A 20,535-nucleotide genomic window follows, 5' to 3' on the forward strand; every position below is an offset into this window, starting at 1 on the left:
TTGTTTTGTGCCTGATATCTCTGCTAAAATTAAAAAATAAATATATTTGTATGACTGCTTAGCATTAATATTTTCTCAAACTTGAGATCTAAGCAGTCTTTTTTGTGCTGTACTTGAAATTAAAAAATGAACTTTTGAAAATCATTGAAACGTATATGATGACAAGGTTAAATCAAGTTTTGACACTTCAAATTAAGGTTGAGGGATTGCTATTATTGTGTTATAGTATACTTAATCACATGAACGCTTTAACGCTTTAACGTAAATGAGTTAAACGCAACTCTAAACAGATAGAAAAGGATGAAGAACGTGTCGAAACAATCTCAATGGAAAACGTCAACAGGGTTTATTTTAGCAAGCGCAGGCTCGGCAATCGGACTAGGGGCTATGTGGAAATTTCCATATATGGCTGGTGTGTACGGCGGCGGTGCGTTTTTAATTATGTTTTTGATATTTACAATTTTTATCGGTCTGCCGCTGCTGATTATGGAATTTACAATCGGGAAACTCGGCAGAACGTACACAACTGCAATCTTCGGCAAGCTCTCCAATAAAAAATGGACGAATGCGATAGGCTGGAGCGGTAATATTGCGGTATTTGTTTTATTCGGATTTTACAGCGTAGTCGGCGGTTGGATTGTTATCTATATTGCACAAGTAGCTATGCAGATTTTAGGCTTCGGCAAAGGCGGTTTAGGCAGTATTCACTTTGATCAAGTCATCAGCAATCCAGTCTATACGATTATCGGACAAGGAGCATTTATTTTAATTACAATGCTGATTGTCATGTTAGGGGTAGAACATGGATTAGAGAAAGCTTCTAAAGTAATGATGCCGCTGTTATTTGTCTTCTTGATTTTAATTGTAGTCAAATCACTGACACTTGAAGGTGCAGCGGAAGGTGTGCGTTTCATTTTAGAACCGCGTATGGAAGAGCTGTCCATGGAAGGTGTATTGTTTGCGCTGGGACAATCATTCTTTGCGTTATCTTTAGGTACAACCGGAATGATTACATATGCCAGTTATGCACCGAAAGAGATGACGATTAAAACATCAGCACTATCAATTGTTATTATGAATATTATTGTTTCATTATTGGCAGGTCTTGCAATTTTCCCTGCGATTAATGCATTCGGTTATAAACCAGAAGAAGGTCCGGGTCTGCTATTCAAAGTATTGCCGCATGTCTTTGAAAAGATGAGCTTTGGTCCAGGATTCTATCTGATCTTCTTAATTTTATTCTTATTTGCGGCACTGACATCTTCAATTTCATTATTAGAATTGAATGTATCGAACTTTACGAAGAATGATAATCGCAAACGCGGCAGAGTTGCATTGATCGGCAGTATACTTGTATTTATTATCAGTATTCCGGCAACATTGTCTTTCAGCAGTTTGAGCGGTGTACATTTCTTAGCAGGTACGATTTTCGATAATATGGATTTCTTAGTTTCAAATATTTTAATGCCTTTAGGCGCATTAGCCACAACTTTATTTGTCGGTCAGTTATTAACGAAAGAGGATTTGAAATCTGTTTTTGGTTATGATCGCTTCAAGTTCTTTGCGCCATGGTATTATTTAGTGAAATTTGTCTTACCTGTCGTGATATTGCTTGTATTCGTAATTCAATTTTTCTAAATTTAAGATTTTATACCATTCCCGCTGTCTGACAGCGGGAATTTTTTAATCTTAGTATTCAATTGCATTCTTTACTGTATTGCGTTATAATTCAGACTAGTATGATAGGAATAATTGGGTTGCGTAATTAAGAAAGACGTTAAGCCTTTCGTCACACGCATCTCGGGGAGGAAACCAATGATTGCATATGATTTAATCGGCAATACGCCTCTCGTTAAATTGGAATCGTTCAGTGATGAGAACGTCACTATCTATGCGAAACTGGAACAATTTAATCCTGGCGGCAGTGTCAAAGACCGTTTAGGAAAGTATTTGGTGGAACAAGCATTAGAACGAGGACAAATTCAACGCGGAGATACGATTGTTGAAGCTTCGGCTGGAAACACAGGTATTGGATTAGCGATTGCGGCGAATCATTATGGTTTGCGATGTGTGATTTACGCACCACAAGGATTTGCGGCGGAGAAAATTTCGATTATGGAAGCATTGGGAGCTGAAGTGATTCGAACACCGCAAAACGGCGGTATGATTGGTGCGCAAAATGAAGCAAAAGCATATGCGGCAGAACATGGTGCATATTATATGAATCAATTTGAATCTGAGGATAATCCAGGCGCATATCGCGATACACTTGCGCAAGAAATCTTGAAAGAAGTGCCGCAGATTGATTATTTTGTGGCCGGCGTCGGCTCTGGCGGTACTTTTACAGGTACTGCAGAAGTGCTGGCTGAACATAATGTGAAAAATGTCATTGTTGAGCCTGTCGGGTCAGTGCTCAATGGCGGTAAAAAGCAATTGCATGACACAGAAGGTATCGGTTCTGAAAAATGGCCGATCTTCTTGGATAAAGGATTAGTGGAAACAATCTTAACAATTGCGGATGAAGATGCTTTTCATAATGTAAAACAGCTGGCATTGCAAGAAGGTCTTCTTGTAGGAAGCTCATCGGGAGCAGCACTGCAAGGGGCATTAGAAATCAAAAAACGCCTAGACAAAGGTACGATTGTGACCGTCTTCCCTGATGGCAGCGATCGCTACATGTCTAAATCCATCTTTAATTATTCGGGAAAACACAATAAGTAAATGAAGTTCAAACAACAAGTGAGAGGCACTGATAATGTTAATCAAGCACGTTATCTTAAGGTGTCTTTTACTGTTGTCAGAAACGATTAAAAAAGGAGCTAATATCATGAATAAAAAAACACAAATGGTCCATGGCGGACATACGACTGATGACTATACTGGTGCAGTAACAACACCGATTTATCAAACAAGTACTTATTTACAAGATGATATCGGAGACTTGCGTGAAGGTTATGAGTATTCACGAAGCGGCAACCCTACACGTACTGCTTTAGAAAGTACAATTGCTGATTTAGAACATGGACGTTTCGGGTATGCGTTCGGTTCAGGTGTAGCCGCAATTTCTGCAGTAGTGATGTTATTAGACAAAGGCGATCATATTGTGGTCAACTCTGATGTATACGGCGGTACTTTCCGTGTCTTAACAAAAGTATTCAACCGTTTAGGTATCGATGCAGATTTCGTTGATACAACAGATGCAAAAAATATTGAAGCGTCTATCAAACCAGAAACAAAAATGTTAATCATTGAAACACCATCAAACCCATTATTACGTGTTACAGATATTAAAGCATCAGCGGATATCGCGAAAAAACACAACTTAATCTCAGTAGTAGACAATACATTCATGTCACCTTATTTCCAAAATCCGCTTACTTTAGGTGCAGATATTGTTTTACACTCTGCTTCTAAATATATCGGCGGTCATAGTGATGTCATCGGCGGTTTAGTTGCGACAAACGATGAAGATTTAGCAGAACGTATCGGCTTTATCCAAAACTCTACAGGCGGCGTTTTAGGTCCGCAAGACAGCTACTTATTAATTCGTGGTATTAAAACATTAGGTTTGCGTATGGAACAAGTCAGCCGCAGTGCAGTTGCTGTATCTGAAATGCTTGCGAACCATCCTAAAGTAGAAAAAGTCTATCACCCAAGCTTAAAAGATCATCCGAACCATGATATTCAAGCACGTCAAGCAACAGGCCACACTGGTGTTGTATCATTTGTAGTGCCGGATATCGAATCCGCGAAAGCAGTCATTCGAAACACAAAATACTTCACATTAGCAGAAAGCTTAGGCGCAGTAGAAAGTTTAATCTCTGTTCCAGCATTAATGACACATGCGTCTATCCCTAAAGAAGTACGTGAAAAAGAAGGTATTGCGGATGGTTTAATCCGTTTATCAGTAGGTATTGAAGACACAGATGATTTAATCGAAGATTTAAAACAAGCTTTAGACCAATTAAAATAATCAACATTAAAACAAAGATGCCTTTCACTAAGTGTGGAGGGCATCTTTCAATTTGCATCAGGTTGATCTAACAAATAATGTGAAGATTTGCGGTATTAGAATGGGTGAAACAATCTCAAGCACAATAATAAGTGTGCTTAAACGCATTCATCGCATCAGTGCATAGGCTAAGTTAGAATAGTAAGTGATGTATCTTGTTAAAGACGACACTTTGCGTGTTGTAAAAACTGAGAAAGAAGGCTGATAGTGTGGTGGACTTCACAAGATTAGAACGTTATTTAGGAATAGATCCGGATGACCATAAATCTGCAGATTTAGAGGCGTTGAATCACTATATCCGTCAATATATGCTGAAGGTGCCGTTTGAAAATATCAACGTGCAGAATGGCTGGCCGCTTGCATTGACAGATGAAGCGATGATGCAAAAAGTAGTAGATGAACAGCGCGGCGGCTTTTGTTATGAAATGAATTATTTCTTTAAGCATTATTTAGAATATAAAGGCTTTGAAGTCGACGCAATGTCCGCAACCGTGATGAGTCCGAACGGCTGGGCGCGTGAAGGCTCACATATGTCCTTAAAAGTTACGATTGATGATAAAGCGTATGTCGCAGATATCGGTTTTGGGGACATGCCGAAATTTGCTTTGCCTATGGATTGCCCGAGTGAAGGTCTGTCAGATGTGACAGGCAGTTACAGAGTACATGGCTTGAATGAAGATTATTATGACATTGAGAAATGGTCTGATGCACAACAAGCATGGCAAATCAGCTATCGTGTGTTGAATGAACCGAAAACGTTAGAGGCATTTGAAGATGGGATTGCCTACAATCAATACAGCCCGGATTCTATATTTGTTCAAGGTTTACTGATCACAAAAGCGACAGAAACCGGACGCAATACATTAACACATAATCATTTAACACTGCTTTCAAACGGTGACAAGTCTGTACAAACGACAACGAAAGAGAACTACCAAGATTGCTTAGAAACATATTTTGGTATACCAAAGATGACCATTGCGACATTTTCATAATATATTGCATAAAGAAAAAGCAGCACAACCTCCTGAAAATATAGGAAGTTGCGCTGCTTTTATTTGGGTTTACGCTGCTTTATCTGCTTTTCGTGTTACACAATAAGTACCTAAACCTAAAAGTACTAATCCAATCGGTAAGAATGGAAGTTGTGATGTGCCTGTGTTCGGCAAATGATGACTTGCATCAGATTGAGCAGTTTTGTGTGTTGACGCCACAGCATTGTTATGATGTACAGCTTTATGTGCTGGTTGGTACATCACTTTGTCAGCTGCTGTGCCAGGATGTGCAGTGTTCGTGTGTTGAGCTGCTTGTGCTGCAGCCGGCTGGTCTGCAGGCACACCTGATGGTTTGTTTGATGGGAAAGGAATCACATTGGATGGTGCTTTGACAGGATTACCTTGTCCGTTAACAACGGGTGTTTGCGTTTGAGCAACTGCTGGTTGATCTTCAGGTACAACCGGTACATTGCCTTGTGCTGCAGGTTCAGAAGATTGACCTGGTGCTGGGCTGTTGTCTTGTTCTGCTGGTGTATCTGTTTCAACGCCAGGTGTTTCAGTATCCGCAACAGGAGGTTGGCCGTTGATAATACGGCTGGCTGTATCTGTAGCGTATTGTGATAAATCTGCTGTTTCAAGGTAGTCCGCAAAGACTTTATCTAATGAGATGCCTTCTTCACGCGGTCCGCCTAACATATCGTAACCATCGCCGCCGGCCGCTGTGAAATCATTTGTTGTTACATAGTAAGTGCGGGCGTTATCTAATGGTTCGAATTGCTGTGTTTGTTTATTTAAGACTTCAATTTTAAGTACACGTTCACCAGGTGCTTTATTGATGTCGTAATAAACGCGGATAGATTTAGAAGCATGCAAGAAACCGCCGTTTGCGCCTAATTCACCATTTTCAGCTGGTGCACTCAGGCTGTGTTCGAACATTTTCTTAACATTTTCGCCAGAAACTTGAATTTGAGAAATTGTGTTGCCGAATGGCAATACAGTAATCATATCGCCAAGTGTAACGTCTTTGCCTTTATCGATAGAAGCACGGATACCGCCGCCGTTAGTTACCGCAAAATCTGCAGGGTGCGAGAAACCGTCTTGAGCATAAGCTTCCATGCTGTCTGTAATGGCATTTCCTAAGTTAGTTTCGTGTCTGCGAACGTCATCGCGTTCACCTTGGAATTGTACTTGGTTATCAGGAATGATTACTTCAGACACTTGTGCATCGAATTTTGCTTTTGCTTCATCCATTTTTTGCTGCAAAGTTGGATCAGGCTGTACATTTGCTGTGTCTTTCACGTTGATTAATGAATCTTTTAAGTTAGATACAGTGTTACCTGCGTAATCGAATTCTACTTTTCCGATGTTTGCGAGCGCTGTACCTGTTTGTGCTAATAATGTATTTTGATTGATTTCGCCATTTTCAATGACTGAGTGCGAATGGCCGTCTAAGATGATAATTTCTTTGTCGCTAAAGCGGCGATCGCGCGCTAACGTATTCGCTAATGTATCTCCGCGCCATTCTGTTTTGGTAGAGCCGTCAATCCCTAAATGAGAGAGAATGATAAAAATATCTGCTTGGTCTTTAATTTGATTCATGACATTTTGTACGGCAGGAATCGGTTCTGTAAAAGTGACACCTTGGATGTTATTCGGGTGTGTTTTAACGCCTGTTTCAGGTGTTGTGACACCGATAATCCCATAGTTAATTCCGTTTTTATTGACGATAGTGTAAGGGTCAAAGAGCGGCTTCCCATCTTTATATGTATTCGCCGAAAGAATAGGGAAGTTTAATTGATCTTTGTATTTGATTGCTTGATCCAAGCCGAAATCGAACTCATGGTTGCCGACGGCCATAGCATCGTAACCTACATCGTTCATAGCTTCTGCCATATCTGCACCTTTTGTGTTGTTAGAGATAGGCAAACCTTGGAAAGCATCCCCGGAATCCAACATTAAATCTGGATTTTCTTGCTGCTTGATGGTCTTTAATTTAGACATCCCGATGACGCGTCCGTCTTCTTCTAAGATACGTCCGTGCATATCATTAGTATGAAGAATTTTGACGTGCTGCGCAGTGTTAGAATCTGTTTGTGCAGTGCTGCGTGCTGCTGAAGCTGTCATAGTGTCAGGCTCAGCATTTTGTGTTGTTTGTGCTGATGGTTGTGAAACAGTTTGTGATTTTGGTGCTGTTGTTGTTTCAGGTTTCACAGTATCAGCGGGTTGCGTAGTAGTTTGTGTTGCAGTGTCAGTAGATGCAGGACTTGCTTTTGCAACTTCAGGTTCAGCTGTTGGTGTTGAGTCTGAAGATGGTGCGGTCTGCGTAGTGCTTTGTGCAGTGTTTTCAGTTGGTGAAGCGGGTACGTCTGCTGTTTTTTGTGTCGTTTCAGCAGGTGCTTCCTGCACAGGTGCATTGTCAGAAGCGGATGCTTTTGGTTCTTGAGCTGTTTGAACTGTCGTATCCGTACTGTCAGACGGAGTTGCTGCTGTTTCTGCCGCAAAACTTGTGATGTTGAACAGTAAGAATAAAGTTGCGACTAAGAAGCAAGTTCTTAATAGTAACTTATGCATTTGTGTCCTCCTTTTTATTGGATTGTGTTAAGCACACAACACTATAGTACCAGTGAAACGTATCAAAATGTATTTAATTTTTGTTAATTTTACAAATGTTTGTGACGTAATAAATTTATTTTTTGGTTTATCAGAAATTCAAGACGAAAATAGGGTTCAATGATTGATAGTAATCAAGAAACCTGTTGGAATCGTAGTAGAAAAAGTAATGATATAAATAAAAGGTGTCTTAAATAGGATTGTTTATAGATGTGACAATAAGTTAAGCGCTTACATTATTTTAGGAAAAATAGAATTGAATCTTTTGTAACCTAAATGTCATCTAATGATAATATGTCATACGTAAATGATGTGTATAATAATTAAGTGTATAGGTGGAAAAGAGAAAATCAGCAATGGCAATCCGAAAGGGCAGGCAGGATGTACAGTCATCGCTGATCGAGAGAATATACTATTGTCAGGAGGCATTTCCATTGCAAAAGAAAATTATTGCTGCTGTTGTTGGGACTGGCGCTGTTTCTGCAATTGCTACTGCTGGAGCTGCAGATGCTGCTTCAACATATAGAGTCCAAGCTGGCGACTCTTTGTGGTCTATTGCACACCGTCACAACACGTCCATTGCGAATATTAAATCATTAAACAATTTAAGTTCAAACTTGATTTTCCCGAACCAAGTCTTAAAAGTGTCTGGTTCTGCGAATACAAATCGTACAAGTACTTCAAGCGGTTCTTCATCAGGCGGGTCTACTTATACAGTACAACCTGGTGACTCATTATCATTAATCGCATCAAAATACGGTACGACATACCAAAATATTATGCGCTTGAATGGATTAAACGGATTCTTAATCCATCCAGGACAAGTTTTAAAAGTATCCGGTACAGCTTCTAGCAGTACTACGGTTTCTAATAATAGAACACAAGTTTCAGGCGGTTCAGTTTATACGGTACAACCTGGTGATTCATTATCATTAATCGCATCAAAATACGGTACAACTTACCAAAACATTATGAAGTTAAACGGTTTAAATAACTTCTTTATTTATCCGGGACAAAAATTAAAAGTAGTCGGTACAACTGCAGCGAATACTAATTCGCCTTCACCATCAGTTTCAACGAGCAGAGGCGGTTACTATACTCCGGTATTCAACCACTCTAACTTATATGACTGGGGTCAATGTACATGGCATACATTCAATCGCCGTGCTCAAATCGGCAAACCGATCAGCACTTATTGGTGGCATGCTTATAACTGGGATAATGCAGCGCGTGCAGACGGCTACACTGTAGATCATTACGCAACTGTAGGTTCAATCTTGCAATCAGATGCTGGACCTTTTGGCCACGTAGCGTTCGTAGAACGTGTCAATGGTGACGGAAGTTTATTAGTATCTGAAATGAACTTTACTGGCAACCCTGGTTATACGACTTATCGTACAATTCCTGCAAGCCAAGTAGGTTACTATAACTTTATCCATTAATTGAATAATGTTTAAAATCCAGAGACGGATAGGGTCTCTGGATTTTTTTCGCAATAAAAGAGAGGTACTGGTGACTGTCAATACCTCTTTTTAGATTAAAGTTGTGTATTTTTGTATACAATTTCATCGATTTCCGGATTATAGTCCACCAATAAATCAAGACCTTTAAAGAACCATACATCTGAATCATTGATATAGAAAGTGATGCGATCTACTGTAACAGAAACCGCTGCGTTTTTGTCGTAAGGTTCGATTTTGAACGCTGTTGTGAAGTGTTCATGCAGTCCAGTATGTACATAAGCTTGTACATAAAAGTTCACTTTATCTCCCGGCTCTAAATCTAACTCGTTTCTAAACCATTTTAATGCGCTATCAGTAATTTGGATTTTCATGTTGTTTCCTCCTAGGTGTTGCTGCAAAATAATTATGTCGATAGGCTTAAGTGCAGTGCAACTATAAATGTATATTCAAATCAAATTATAGCAGTAATCCAAAGTAATGTCTTGTACAATCTATATTTTAGATTATTAAAATAGAAAAAACGCAAGCTGCAACTTCTTATAAAAAAGAAAGTTCAGCTTGCGTTATTGTGTGTTAATTTGATTTTAAAGCTTTAAAGCGTTTATAAGATGTCGCAAAGACTGTTACCAAGTTTGCGAATGAGAAGATTTTTGTGAAGAAGCGTCCTGATTGCAATGCTGTATAGAAATCAAGGATACCTCCTGTTACATTAATCACTAAGCCGATACGAGATAAGTTGCGGTTTTTAGAGTTGTGCGCATACGCATTATAAGCTTCGATGCCGTAACCGACAATATTTAAAACGTTAGAAAAACGACGTAACTTTGAATTAGATTGTCTTGCCATGTATATGTTCCTCCTTCATAAGATGTGTTGAGCATGGTTATTATAACATTGCTGTGAAGGTGTGACGATTTTAAAACTTATTTTGATACTGTCTTTTTTGGGTGTTGTCTTTTAATCAGCCAAGCAGTGATCCAAGCTGTAATCGGAATACTCATCGCAACAGCAATGCCGCCGAATAAAATTGAGACGAACTCTTGAGTAAAGATTTTAGAGTTCATGATATGTCCGAATGAATAATCTAATTTAAAGAACCAAAAGAACAGGGTGAGCTGTCCTCCGAAATAGGCAAGGTAAATGGTATTGGCAGAGGTTGCTAAAATTTCACGTCCAATACGCATGCCGGATTGGAACAATTCGAATCGATTTAAATCAGGATTGGTAACATTAAGTTCATACATCGGCGAACTGATGGTAATCGCCAAATCGACTACGGCTGCTATGACTGCAAGCAATGTGGTAAAGACCATAAATTGAATCATATTAATACCGATGTTCATCGAATAAACGTAGGTTTCATCTTGTTGTTCTGACGCAAATCCTTGCAAGTGTCCTAATGCAACAGCACAATATATAGCACCTAATAATACAAGCGTGGTGATACAAGTTGCATAAAACGCAGCTTGTGTTTTAACGTTATTGCCGTTGAGTCCGAATAAATTCAAGCTTGCGACGATGATACAAAAGACGATTGCTACAATAGGTATCGGTAATTTCAAGACAACCGCAACTAAGGCAAGCAAGACAAGGACGAAGTTTAAAAACAGCATGCCGTAAGATACAGCGCCTTTTTTACCGCCGAATATCAGCATCAAGATGAAGAGAATCAGCGCGAGTATTAAGACTGCATTCATGCTTGATCACCTCTCAATTTCACCCATAATTCCATTAATAAAATAGTCGCTGGGATAGTTAAGACAATGCCGATACCGCCGATTAAAGCACGTGCAATTTCTAATGACCAGTTCATTGAAATTGTATAGGTAATGGTATTCGCATTTCTTAGATATATCAGCATCATCGGCAAGCTGCCTGCTAAATAAGAGAACAATAAGATGTTCGTCATAGTTCCCATGATGTCTTGTCCGATATGGCGTCCGGCCAGCGCCCAGCGTTTCAAATCGATATCAGGGGTACGTTGTTTGATTTCATACATACCGCTCGCAATGGTAATGGCGACATCCATCACTGCACCTAAAGTTCCGACAATGACAGAAGCCATGAAGACTTCTTTCGGCGGTAAGGTGAGGAAACTCATTGTTTCATATTTAATACCGGCACCTGCAGTTGAGCGTATGACAATTTCCGCAATGCCGACACAGATGAAAGTACCTAGCAGTGTGCTGAAAATCGTAATAGTAGTACGCCAATGCCATCCGGTTACGAGTAATAAGGTGATGATGGTTGAGATTACCACCGCAAGACTCATTAACCAAAAGAGACTAAGCTCTTGAAAAGTATTATGCAATGCGATGGCACCGATGACTGCCGCAGTATTCAGTACAAGAGAAAGAATCGATTGAATACCGACTTTGCGTCCAACCCAGAGCACAACTAATACAAATAAACCTGTGATAACGACTACCAATGTATCGCGTTTCTTTTCAATAATAGTCGCATCTTTAGGGGATTGATTGATATGTAACAGGACTTTATCGTGTGTATGAAACTTTTCTGAGTCCGCTTGTGATGTGTAGTATTTATGTGCAATTGTACCTGTCTGTCCTTCGAACTTTCCGTTTAATACTTTGAACTTAAGGTGTTCAGTATGTTTTGTATCTTCATTATGATGTTCATCTGTCACGGGTACGGCCTTTTGGTGTGTAATCTGTGTGATTTCACCAATAGGCATACGATAAAAGCGTGCATTGCTTAGAGTAAACAGCACACTTGCTATGAATATGATCAAGAAACCAATCAGTATCCATGAAAACGGCTGAGACAGTTTATCTTTGAATGACATATAAGCCACCCTTTCTATTCCTCTATCACTTCATTTATAAGAGAAGATTAACAACGTGATTATAATCCTTAAACTATGAAAATGCCAATAATAGAAAAAAGACAATTCACGATACATGAGTTGTCTAATAAACTACATACTTATAAATTATATTAAACACTCCTGATTTAGTTTCACTAATGTAGTGATGACTAAATCAGGAGTGTTGATGTTTTGATTGCTTTAGAAACCTACCCGGATTTATAAAAACTTGCCGTCTTTATAAATCACTTTTTCTTTTTCGCCATCAATGAATTTATTGTAGTTGGCTTGTTGGAAATCACTGATGAGTGCTTTAGATGTACCGTATTTAACCACAGAGCCGTCAAGTTCAAATGTTACGTACATTTTCCTGAAAAGCAGCGCGTCTTTAAGGCGAATCTCGCTGATTTGTGATTTCGGGAAAAGAGATGTTTCAATGAAATTGAAAGTAGTGAACTCTACAGTTAATACTGCAAAGTAATCTTGTTCCCCTAAATAAAAAACGTGCAAGTTGTTGCGTTTATTTTGTCCAACTAATAATCTGCCTTTATCAAAAGTTTGTTCTGGATAATGTAGACGCAGAGCTTCTAATATTTCTTCTTCTTTTAGTTTGAATCGCATATATTTTATCCTCTCAATCTTTAGCATTTAAATACATACTATATTAATAGGATAGCTATTGATAGTACCTTTATGAAATTATTTGTTGAAGGTTTTGTAAAGTGTATTATCTGTACAATGTTTTGCCGGTTTAATGATAAACAGACGTATGAGAAAGCAAAGTGGTAATTTCATTCATTAAATCGGTAAGTTCTGGTTTGTGATTATCTTTTCTTACAATTGCACATAATGTGCGTTTAAGTTCTGTATGCGATAAGTTGATCCGTACCCAATGCTCGCTTTCTGACAAACTCATATATTGCGGTGAAATGACATAACCGCGATGATGCTTAAGCAAGTAATGTGCTAAACGTTCTGTCGAGATGCGGTAAGTGGTGCATCTTGCGGAAGCTTCAAGTTGATGTATCAGGTGTTGCGGCAAATCTGACATTAAAAATAATGGTTGAGCATTCAATTGGTTTAATGGCGGATTGACTGTAGCGGTCAATGGATCTTGTTTAGGGACATAAAGTTGATAATTATCTTCAAATAATGGAATGATTTCAATTTCATTATGCTTTTTTAATTGTGATGTCAGATCTGTAAAAGCAACATCTAAATCACGATTCAAAATAGATTTCAGCAATGTCTCATTTTCTTGCATCATTGGAAGCAGTGTAGCGGCATGTTCTTTTTCGAACTTTTGTATCAGCAAAGTCAAAAGCTGTGCCACATAACTTTCTACATATCCGATTTTAATCCGTTTGGCTTCTGCTTCTTGTTCATGGCGAAACATCTCTAAAGTTTGTTCTGCCTGTTCTATAATTTTAGTGGCTTGTGTCATAAAACGCTGACCTGCGTCGGTTAAGTAAATGTTGCGTCCGTCTCTTCTGAAAAGTTTGGTGTTTAATTCTTCTTCTAGTTGAGAGATTTGACGGCTGATTGCGGATTGGGCGATGTTCAATTCTAAAGCTGCTTCTGATAAATGTTCTCTTTTGGCGACTTCTACGAAGTATTTCAGTTGTTTTAATTCCATGTTATTCTGCACCACGCTTATTGTTCTAATTATTAGAATGATATCATCTAATATTTATATTGAACAGAAGAATGCCCTCCTATATTATATAACTTATCGATAATAATCTGAAAATTCATACAACACGCATATTTAAAGGAGGAGCAAGCATGGCTGAAAATGAGCAAAAGCAAGGTTTGTACGATGCAAGAAACGAACATGATGCTTGCGGCATAGGATTTTATGCAAACATGGACAATTTACGTTCTCACGATATTGTCATCAAGTCGCTGGAAATGCTGCGCCGTCTAGATCACCGCGGGGGAATCGGTGCAGATGGAATGACTGGTGACGGAGCAGGGATTATGACTGAAATTCCATTTAAGTTTTTCAAACAACAGACAGATTTAGACTTGCCTGAAGAGGGCAGCTATGCTGTCGGTTTCTTTTTCACTAATGAACCAATTAAAGGTTCAAGACATGAAACAGTATTTAAGGCATATTTCGACAGCGAGGGGCTTCGTGTAATCGGGTACCGTGATGTACCTGTCGATGTCACAGCAATTGCACCGCATGTTGCAGAAACAATGCCGGTGATACAACAAGTATTTATTGATTTAAACCACAGTGCTGATGCAGCAAAACGTCTGTATCTAGCACGTAAGAAAATTGAGTTTTACGGAGAAGAACAAGGGTTGGAATTATACTTCACAAGTTTATCTTCTAAGACAATTGTTTATAAAGGTTGGTTGCGTTCTGACCAAATTAAAGGGTTATACAACGATTTGAACCACCCTGATTATGAATCGAAATTAGGATTGGTCCACTCTCGATTCAGTACCAATACATTCCCAAGCTGGAAACGTGCGCATCCTAACCGTTTATTAATGCATAACGGAGAAATCAATACGATTCGAGGCAATGTCAACTGGATGCGTGCACGTCAGAAACGTTTGGTTGAAACGATTTTCGATGAAAACGATCGACCGAAAGTGCATGCAGTATTAGATGTGGACGGAAGCGACTCAGCAATTGTAGATAATGCGCTTGAGTTCTTATCATTAGCAATGGAGCCTGAAAAAGCTGCAATGCTGCTCGTGCCGGAACCATGGCAATACAGTAAGGCCAACCAAAGTGCTGTACGTGCATTTTATGAATACTACAGCTATATGATGGAACCTTGGGATGGTCCGACAATGATTGCCTTTTGCAACGGCGATAAAATCGGAGCATTAACAGACCGTAACGGATTGCGTCCAGGTCGTTATACTGTAACGAAAGACAACTACATTATCTTTTCTTCAGAAGTCGGTGTTATCGATGTAGATGAAGAAGATGTAGCTTTCAAAGGCAGATTGAATCCAGGACGATTGCTGCTTGTAGATTTCGATAAGCATGAAGTGGTGCATAACCATATGCTCAAAGCTGAAATTGCAAGTGAATTACCATATGAGAAATGGCTGAAATCACATAAAGTCAATTTAGATTTAAATGTTCCATTCGAAACAAAGGGCTGGGATGTTAAAACAATAGAACGTCTTCAAAAACAATTCGGTTACACACGCGAAGAAATTTATAAATACATGGCCGAGCTGGTTTCAGGTAAAAAAGATCCTATCGGTGCGATGGGTTATGATGCGCCGCTTGCAGTTTTAAATGAACGACCAGAATCATTATTCAATTACTTCAAGCAGCTCTTTGCACAAGTTACAAACCCGCCGATTGATGCTTACCGTGAAAAAATCGTTACCAGCGAATTATCTTATCTAGGTAAAGAAGGCAACTTGTTATTGCCGGATACAGATGCTTTGAACCGTCTGCAGCTTAAACATCCAGTATTGACTGAAGCACAATTAAAAGTAGCAGAAAACGGACCATTCAGAGCCAAACATTTATCTACGGTATACAGCGGCAGTTTAGAAGATGCACTTGAAGTGTTAAGAGAAAAAGCGGTAGAAGCAGTTAAACAAGGTTATGATATTTTAGTGTTGGATGACAGCAGTTTAAAATCAGAACCGAGCTATGCAATGCCGATTTTATTAGCAGTCAGCTACTTGCACCAAGCATTAATCACAGAAGATTTAAGACAGGAAACAAGTTTGGTTGCTAAAGGCGGAGAAATTCGCGAAGTACATCATGTTGCATGTCTATTAGGTTACGGTGCTAACGCTGTGGTACCTTATTTAGCACAAGAAACGATTGCGGCACTTGTGGAACAAGGCGAATTGCCGGGACCAGCAGAAGTACAAGTCAAAACTTATACAGATGTATTAGCTGAAGGTGTTATCAAAGTCATGTCTAAGATGGGTATCTCAACAGTTCAAAGTTATCAAGGGGCACAAATCTTTGAAGCAGTTGGTTTATCTCATGATGTCATCGATAAATACTTTACAGGTACACAATCTAAGTTATCTGGTTTAAGCATTGGAATGATCGATGAAGAAAACAAGAAACGTCAAGGACGCAAAGAAGCACACTTGGAATCAGGCAGTACTTTCCAATGGCGTCAACAAGGTCAATATCATGCTTTCAACCCAACTACCATTAGGTTGTTGCAACATGCGTGTCGTGAAAACGACTATGACATGTTTAAAGAATATTCGAAAACAGTGAACGATCATCGTACAGATCGTATCCGTCATTTAATGCAATTCAAAAAACGCACACCAATCAGTATTGATGCTGTTGAACCTATCGAAGACATCGTACATCGCTTTAACACAGGTGCGATGAGTTACGGTTCGATTTCTGCCGAAGCGCATAAAACTTTAGCAGAAGCGATGAACTTGATCGGCGGTAAAAGCAACAGCGGTGAAGGCGGAGAAAACCCTGAACGTTATATCAGAGGTTCAAAAGGAGAAGACTACACAAGTACGATTAAACAAGTCGCATCTGGTCGCTTCGGAGTTACAAGCAATTACTTGCAACACGCTACTGAAATTCAAATTAAAGTAGCGCAAGGCGCTAAACCGGGGGAAGGCGGACAGTTGCCAGGTAAAAAAGTCTATCCATGGATTGCTGAGGTGCGTGGTTCAACACCGGGTATCGGCTTGATTTCGCCGCCGCCTCACCACGACATCTATTCAATTGAAGATTTAGCACAATTGATACATGACTTGAAGAATGCTAATCCAGAAGCGAATATCGCAGTAAAATTAGTATCTAAAAGCGGTGTCGGAACAATCGCAGCAGGTGTCGCAAAAGCCTTTGCCGATAAAATCGTTATCAGCGGTTATGACGGCGGTACAGGTGCTTCGCCTAAAACGAGTATCCAACATGCTGGACTGCCTTGGGAAATCGGTCTAGCAGAAACGCATCAAACATTAATGATGAATGATTTACGTTCACGTATTCGTTTAGAAACGGACGGTAAATTATTAACTGGACACGATGTTGCCTATGCATGTGCATTAGGTGCAGAAGAATTTGGCTTTGCCACTGCACCGCTTGTAGTTTTAGGTTGTGTCATGATGCGTGTGTGTCACAAAGATACATGTCCTGTCGGCGTGGCGACACAAAATGAAGATTTGCGTAAACTCTTTAACGGTCGTGCACATCACGTTGTGAACTTTATGCACTTTATCGCGCAAGAATTACGTGAAGTCTTAGCTGAACTTGGTTTGCATTCAGTCGAAGAATTAATCGGCCGAACAGATTTATTAGAAGCAAATGCTTCTATTGAAAATGATAAAGCACGTGCACTAGATGTTGCGCCGTTGCTTCATCAAGAAGAAGGACCTAAGTTTAAACAAATCGAACAATTGCATCACTTGGAAAAAGGTTTCGACCAGACAGAACTGATACCTGACGCTAAAGCAGCAATTGAAGCAGGCATTCAATTTAAAGGGACATACAATTTGTGCAACGAACAGCGTGATGTCGGCGTTACTGCAGGCAGTTTGATTACGCGTGCACATGGAGCGGAAGGTTTACCCGAAGATACAATCTATGTTGAAACTACAGGCCATGCAGGCCAAAGCGTTGGTGCATTTACACCTTCAGGATTAACTATTCACCATACAGGTGATGCAAACGACTATGTCGGTAAAGGTTTATCCGGCGGCAAGATCATCATCAACGCGCCAAACGAAGAACGAGAAGAAAATATTATTGCTGGTAACGTGTGCTTCTACGGTGCGACAGCTGGTAAAGCATTTATCAACGGTTATGCCGGTGAACGTTTCTGTATCAGAAACAGCGGTGTGCATGCAGTCGTTGAAGGTATCGGCAACCACGGATTAGAGTACATGACTGGCGGACGTGTCATTGTATTAGGCAATGTTGGAGACAACTTTGGTCAAGGTATGAGCGGCGGTGTTGCTTATATCTTCCCAGAGGATGTAGAACACTTTAAATCTTATTACGCTCTTCCAACACTTGATTTTGACACGATTTCTGAACCAGAAGAATTCGAAGTAATCAAAGACATGTTAGAAGAACATGTAAGATACACAGACAGTAAAAAAGCAAAAGCAGTCTTAGCGGACTTTGATAATGTTGCTCAAAAAGTAGTCAAAGTTATTCCGAAAGACTTTAAATTAATGATGCATAAAATCGAAGCGCAAGAACGCAAAACGCATAATCAATCCGAAGCAATTTTGAATGCATTTTATGATGAACGTAAAGCATCCGAAGTAGAAGGACCATTCTCAGTAGTATATTAACGAAACAGAAGGAGTGTTTAGATATGGGTGAATTTAAAGGTTTTATGAAATACGACAAACAAGCACTGCCGGAACTTTCGTTAGCAGAGCGTTTAAAAAGTCATCTTCAATTCCAGCAGCGTTTCACTAAAGAAGATGCACAACGTCAAGGTGCGCGATGTATGGATTGCGGAACACCATTTTGCCAAACAGGTCAGCTTGTAGGACGTGAAGCCATCGGGTGTCCGATCGGCAACTACATTCCTGAATGGAATGATTTGGTTTACCGCGGTGATTTCAGAAAAGCTTATGAGAGATTGTCTGAGACAAACAACTTCCCTGATTTTACAGGGCGTGTTTGTCCGGCACCTTGTGAAAATGCATGTGTAATGAAAATCAATCGTGAATCTATCGCAATCAAGGGGATTGAGAGAACAATCATAGACGAAGCATTCGAAAACGGATGGGTACAACCTCGTGTACCAGAACAACGCACAGGACAATCAGTTGCGATTGTCGGCAGCGGACCAGCAGGATTGACAGCTGCTGATGAATTGAATGCTAAAGGGTATGATGTGACAGTTTATGAACGTGCGCATGAACCAGGCGGACTATTAATGTATGGTATTCCTAACATGAAACTTGATAAAGGTGTCGTTCGCCGCAGAATTGATTTGATGAAAGAAGCGGGAGTAAAATTCATTACTAACACTGAAGTCGGTGTAGATATTTCCCGGGAAACATTAGATGAGCAATTCGATGCAATTATCGTATGTACAGGTTCGCATCAAGCGAGAGATTTACCGTTAGAAGGGCGTATGGGTCATGGTATTCATTTCGCACTGGATTATTTAACTGAACAAACACAAATCTTAACAGGTGAATTAAAACCTGAAGATGCGACAATCAGTGCAGAAGGTAAAAATGTAATTGTAATCGGTGCAGGTGATACAGGTGCGGACTGTGTTGCGACAGCTTTACGCGAAAACTGTAAATCTATCGTACAATTCAACAACTTCACTAAATTACCTGAACGTTACGAAATAGAAGGTAATCCATATTGGCCGATGTCTATGCCAGTATTTAAAATGGACTATGCACATACAGAGTACGAAGAAAAATTCGGTTTTGAACCGCGTGCATACGGTGCGAACTCTATGCGTTATGATGTAGATAAACTAGGAAATGTACATGGTGTTTATACACAAACATTGCGTGAGCTTCCTGACGGATCTACAGAAATGGATGATACATTACACCATTGGCCAGCGGACTTAGTCTTGCTTGCAATCGGGTTTATCGGTACTGAAAATACTGTACCGCATGCATTTAATTTGAAAACAGAACGTAATAGTATCGTTGCTAATGATAAAGATTATGCGACAAGCCAGCCTCATATTTTTGCGGCAGGCGATGCACGACGCGGACAAAGTTTAGTTGTTTGGGCAATTAAAGAAGGACGCGGCGTCGCAAAAGCAGTAGACAAATATCTGCAAAAACAAACGGTATTAAATTAATATTTCAATAACACGTATCTTGCGGGGTACGTGTTATTTTATTTAGTTTTTTAAATTGTCAACGCTTTCATATTAAAATAAGGTAAAAATTGATTGACAATTAGAGAAAAATAGAATACAATTGTTCTTGTGCTTATTTGGAGGAATACCCAAGTCCGGCTGAAGGGATCGGTCTTGAAAACCGACAGGGGCTTAACGGCTCGCGGGGGTTCGAATCCCTCTTCCTCCGCCATTAGAATTAAATTCCAAGACTAATAGATATAAAAAGGCAATCATTCAATGTCATGTTGAGTGATTGCCTTTTTAGTTTTTATTTGAAAATTTCAGCTGAAAGTTGAATTATATTGACAGCAAACACAAACTGAGCCAAACAGGTTTATTTAAGTATCATTAAAGGAACAACTAATTATTCCTATCAGGAGGTAACAGAAATGAAAATAAAAGTGACAAGTATTTTTGTGGATGATCAAGATCATGCATTAAAGTTTTATACAGAGGTATTAGGATTTGAGAAGAAATCTGATGAACCTGCTGGTGAATATCGCTGGTTGACTGTTGTGTCTAAAGAAGAACCTAACGGCTCTGAACTATTGTTAGAGCCGAATGAACATGAAATTGCGAAAAACTATCAAGAAGGCTTGAAAAAAGAAGGTATTCCCTGCGCATTATTAGACGTAGAAGATGTACAAGCTACATATCAAAACCTTAAAGAACAAGGAGTAGGTTTCACAATGGCACCGATGGAATATGGTAATGTGAAATTTGCGATATTTGATGATACTTGCGGCAATTTGATTCAAATTGTTGAACGTCATGAACAGTAAAATAGTAATTGCTATGAAACGATAATCTT

At 39.5% G+C, this 20,535-nt stretch carries 15 protein-coding genes and 1 tRNA gene; 9 read left to right on the plus strand and 7 right to left on the minus strand.

Going from position 1 to position 20,535, the window contains the following annotated elements:
• The first annotated feature begins 309 nt into the window (after nucleotides 1-309).
• From C7N65_RS10855 to C7N65_RS10870, 4 genes are all read left to right on the plus strand, one after another.
• Entirely contained in the window at nucleotides 310-1,638 is a 1,329-nt protein-coding gene (locus tag C7N65_RS10855; protein WP_105994493.1) for a sodium-dependent transporter, read from the plus strand.
• Between the two features lie 177 nt (nucleotides 1,639-1,815).
• On the plus strand, nucleotides 1,816-2,721 hold the full coding sequence (locus C7N65_RS10860; protein ID WP_105994494.1) for a PLP-dependent cysteine synthase family protein: 906 nt from the start codon (nucleotides 1,816-1,818) through the stop codon (nucleotides 2,719-2,721).
• A gap of 106 nt (nucleotides 2,722-2,827) precedes the next feature.
• Nucleotides 2,828-3,973: a bifunctional cystathionine gamma-lyase/homocysteine desulfhydrase gene (locus tag C7N65_RS10865; protein ID WP_105994495.1), complete on the plus strand. Its 1,146-nt coding sequence runs from the start codon at nucleotides 2,828-2,830 to the stop codon at nucleotides 3,971-3,973.
• Nucleotides 3,974-4,221: 248 nt separating this feature from the next.
• Complete coding sequence (locus C7N65_RS10870) at nucleotides 4,222-5,007, plus strand: arylamine N-acetyltransferase family protein (protein WP_105994496.1); 786 nt, start codon at nucleotides 4,222-4,224, stop codon at nucleotides 5,005-5,007.
• Nucleotides 5,008-5,076: 69 nt separating this feature from the next.
• Here the strand turns inward: C7N65_RS10870 and C7N65_RS12860 are convergent, their stop codons facing one another.
• Complete coding sequence (locus C7N65_RS12860; protein WP_105994497.1) at nucleotides 5,077-7,578, minus strand: 5'-nucleotidase C-terminal domain-containing protein; 2,502 nt, start codon at nucleotides 7,576-7,578, stop codon at nucleotides 5,077-5,079.
• A gap of 473 nt (nucleotides 7,579-8,051) precedes the next feature.
• On the opposite strand from C7N65_RS12860, the gene C7N65_RS10880 reads away from it, so the two are divergent.
• Entirely contained in the window at nucleotides 8,052-9,059 is a 1,008-nt protein-coding gene (locus tag C7N65_RS10880) for a LysM peptidoglycan-binding domain-containing protein (protein ID WP_105994498.1), read from the plus strand.
• Nucleotides 9,060-9,154: 95 nt separating this feature from the next.
• On the opposite strand, the gene C7N65_RS10885 is transcribed toward C7N65_RS10880, so the two are convergent.
• The 6 genes from C7N65_RS10885 to gltC all read right to left on the minus strand — a co-directional run bounded on the left by C7N65_RS10885 (nucleotide 9,155) and on the right by gltC (nucleotide 13,543).
• The gene (locus C7N65_RS10885) at nucleotides 9,155-9,451 is read right to left on the minus strand and encodes a HesB/YadR/YfhF family protein (protein WP_105994499.1); all 297 of its coding nucleotides are present in this window, start codon (nucleotides 9,449-9,451) and stop codon (nucleotides 9,155-9,157) included.
• A gap of 202 nt (nucleotides 9,452-9,653) precedes the next feature.
• Entirely contained in the window at nucleotides 9,654-9,926 is a 273-nt protein-coding gene (locus tag C7N65_RS10890; RefSeq protein WP_105994500.1) for a hypothetical protein, read from the minus strand.
• 77 nt (nucleotides 9,927-10,003) lie between these two features.
• The gene (locus tag C7N65_RS10895; RefSeq protein WP_105994501.1) at nucleotides 10,004-10,777 is read right to left on the minus strand and encodes a YibE/F family protein; all 774 of its coding nucleotides are present in this window, start codon (nucleotides 10,775-10,777) and stop codon (nucleotides 10,004-10,006) included.
• Entirely contained in the window at nucleotides 10,774-11,886 is a 1,113-nt protein-coding gene (locus C7N65_RS10900; protein ID WP_105994502.1) for a YibE/F family protein, read from the minus strand. Before C7N65_RS10900 ends, C7N65_RS10895 begins: the two co-directional genes overlap by 4 nt.
• 240 nt (nucleotides 11,887-12,126) lie before the next feature.
• A complete protein-coding gene (locus tag C7N65_RS10905) occupies nucleotides 12,127-12,528 on the minus strand; it encodes a hypothetical protein (RefSeq protein ID WP_105994503.1) in 402 nt (133 codons plus the stop codon).
• A 130-nt stretch (nucleotides 12,529-12,658) separates the two neighbouring features.
• Complete coding sequence (gltC, locus tag C7N65_RS10910) at nucleotides 12,659-13,543, minus strand: glutamate biosynthesis transcriptional regulator GltC (RefSeq protein ID WP_105994504.1); 885 nt, start codon at nucleotides 13,541-13,543, stop codon at nucleotides 12,659-12,661.
• Between the two features lie 149 nt (nucleotides 13,544-13,692).
• On the opposite strand from gltC, the gene gltB reads away from it, so the two are divergent.
• The 4 genes from gltB to C7N65_RS10930 all read left to right on the plus strand — a co-directional run bounded on the left by gltB (nucleotide 13,693) and on the right by C7N65_RS10930 (nucleotide 20,506).
• The gene (gene gltB, locus C7N65_RS10915; RefSeq protein ID WP_105994505.1) at nucleotides 13,693-18,186 is read left to right on the plus strand and encodes a glutamate synthase large subunit; all 4,494 of its coding nucleotides are present in this window, start codon (nucleotides 13,693-13,695) and stop codon (nucleotides 18,184-18,186) included.
• Between the two features lie 23 nt (nucleotides 18,187-18,209).
• The gene (locus tag C7N65_RS10920) at nucleotides 18,210-19,682 is read left to right on the plus strand and encodes a glutamate synthase subunit beta (RefSeq protein ID WP_105994506.1); all 1,473 of its coding nucleotides are present in this window, start codon (nucleotides 18,210-18,212) and stop codon (nucleotides 19,680-19,682) included.
• A 139-nt stretch (nucleotides 19,683-19,821) separates the two neighbouring features.
• Nucleotides 19,822-19,914: transfer RNA gene (locus C7N65_RS10925), tRNA-Ser, on the plus strand.
• A 199-nt stretch (nucleotides 19,915-20,113) separates the two neighbouring features.
• Nucleotides 20,114-20,506 carry a VOC family protein gene (locus tag C7N65_RS10930; protein WP_105994507.1) on the plus strand — a complete coding sequence of 131 codons (393 nt, stop codon included), beginning with the start codon at nucleotides 20,114-20,116 and terminating at the stop codon, nucleotides 20,504-20,506.
• The last annotated feature ends 29 nt before the right edge of the window (nucleotides 20,507-20,535 follow it).

It is taken from the genome of Staphylococcus simulans, from assembly GCF_002994445.1.
GTDB lineage: Bacteria > Bacillota > Bacilli > Staphylococcales > Staphylococcaceae > Staphylococcus > Staphylococcus simulans_B.

Excerpts from the sequence above, each read along its gene's own strand:
- C7N65_RS10860 (WP_105994494.1), top strand. The coding sequence starts at position 1,816 with ATGATTGCATATGATTTAATCGGCAATACGCCTCTCGTTAAATTGGAA.
- C7N65_RS10865 (WP_105994495.1), top strand. The coding sequence starts at position 2,828 with ATGAATAAAAAAACACAAATGGTCCATGGCGGACATACGACTGATGAC.
- C7N65_RS12860 (WP_105994497.1), bottom strand. The coding sequence starts at position 7,578 with ATGCATAAGTTACTATTAAGAACTTGCTTCTTAGTCGCAACTTTATTC.
- C7N65_RS10885 (WP_105994499.1), bottom strand. The coding sequence starts at position 9,451 with ATGAAAATCCAAATTACTGATAGCGCATTAAAATGGTTTAGAAACGAG.
- C7N65_RS10890 (WP_105994500.1), bottom strand. The coding sequence starts at position 9,926 with ATGGCAAGACAATCTAATTCAAAGTTACGTCGTTTTTCTAACGTTTTA.
- C7N65_RS10895 (WP_105994501.1), bottom strand. The coding sequence starts at position 10,777 with ATGAATGCAGTCTTAATACTCGCGCTGATTCTCTTCATCTTGATGCTG.
- C7N65_RS10900 (WP_105994502.1), bottom strand. The coding sequence starts at position 11,886 with ATGTCATTCAAAGATAAACTGTCTCAGCCGTTTTCATGGATACTGATT.
- C7N65_RS10905 (WP_105994503.1), bottom strand. The coding sequence starts at position 12,528 with ATGCGATTCAAACTAAAAGAAGAAGAAATATTAGAAGCTCTGCGTCTA.
- gltC (WP_105994504.1), bottom strand. The coding sequence starts at position 13,543 with ATGGAATTAAAACAACTGAAATACTTCGTAGAAGTCGCCAAAAGAGAA.
- gltB (WP_105994505.1), top strand. The coding sequence starts at position 13,693 with ATGGCTGAAAATGAGCAAAAGCAAGGTTTGTACGATGCAAGAAACGAA.
- C7N65_RS10920 (WP_105994506.1), top strand. The coding sequence starts at position 18,210 with ATGGGTGAATTTAAAGGTTTTATGAAATACGACAAACAAGCACTGCCG.
- C7N65_RS10930 (WP_105994507.1), top strand. The coding sequence starts at position 20,114 with ATGAAAATAAAAGTGACAAGTATTTTTGTGGATGATCAAGATCATGCA.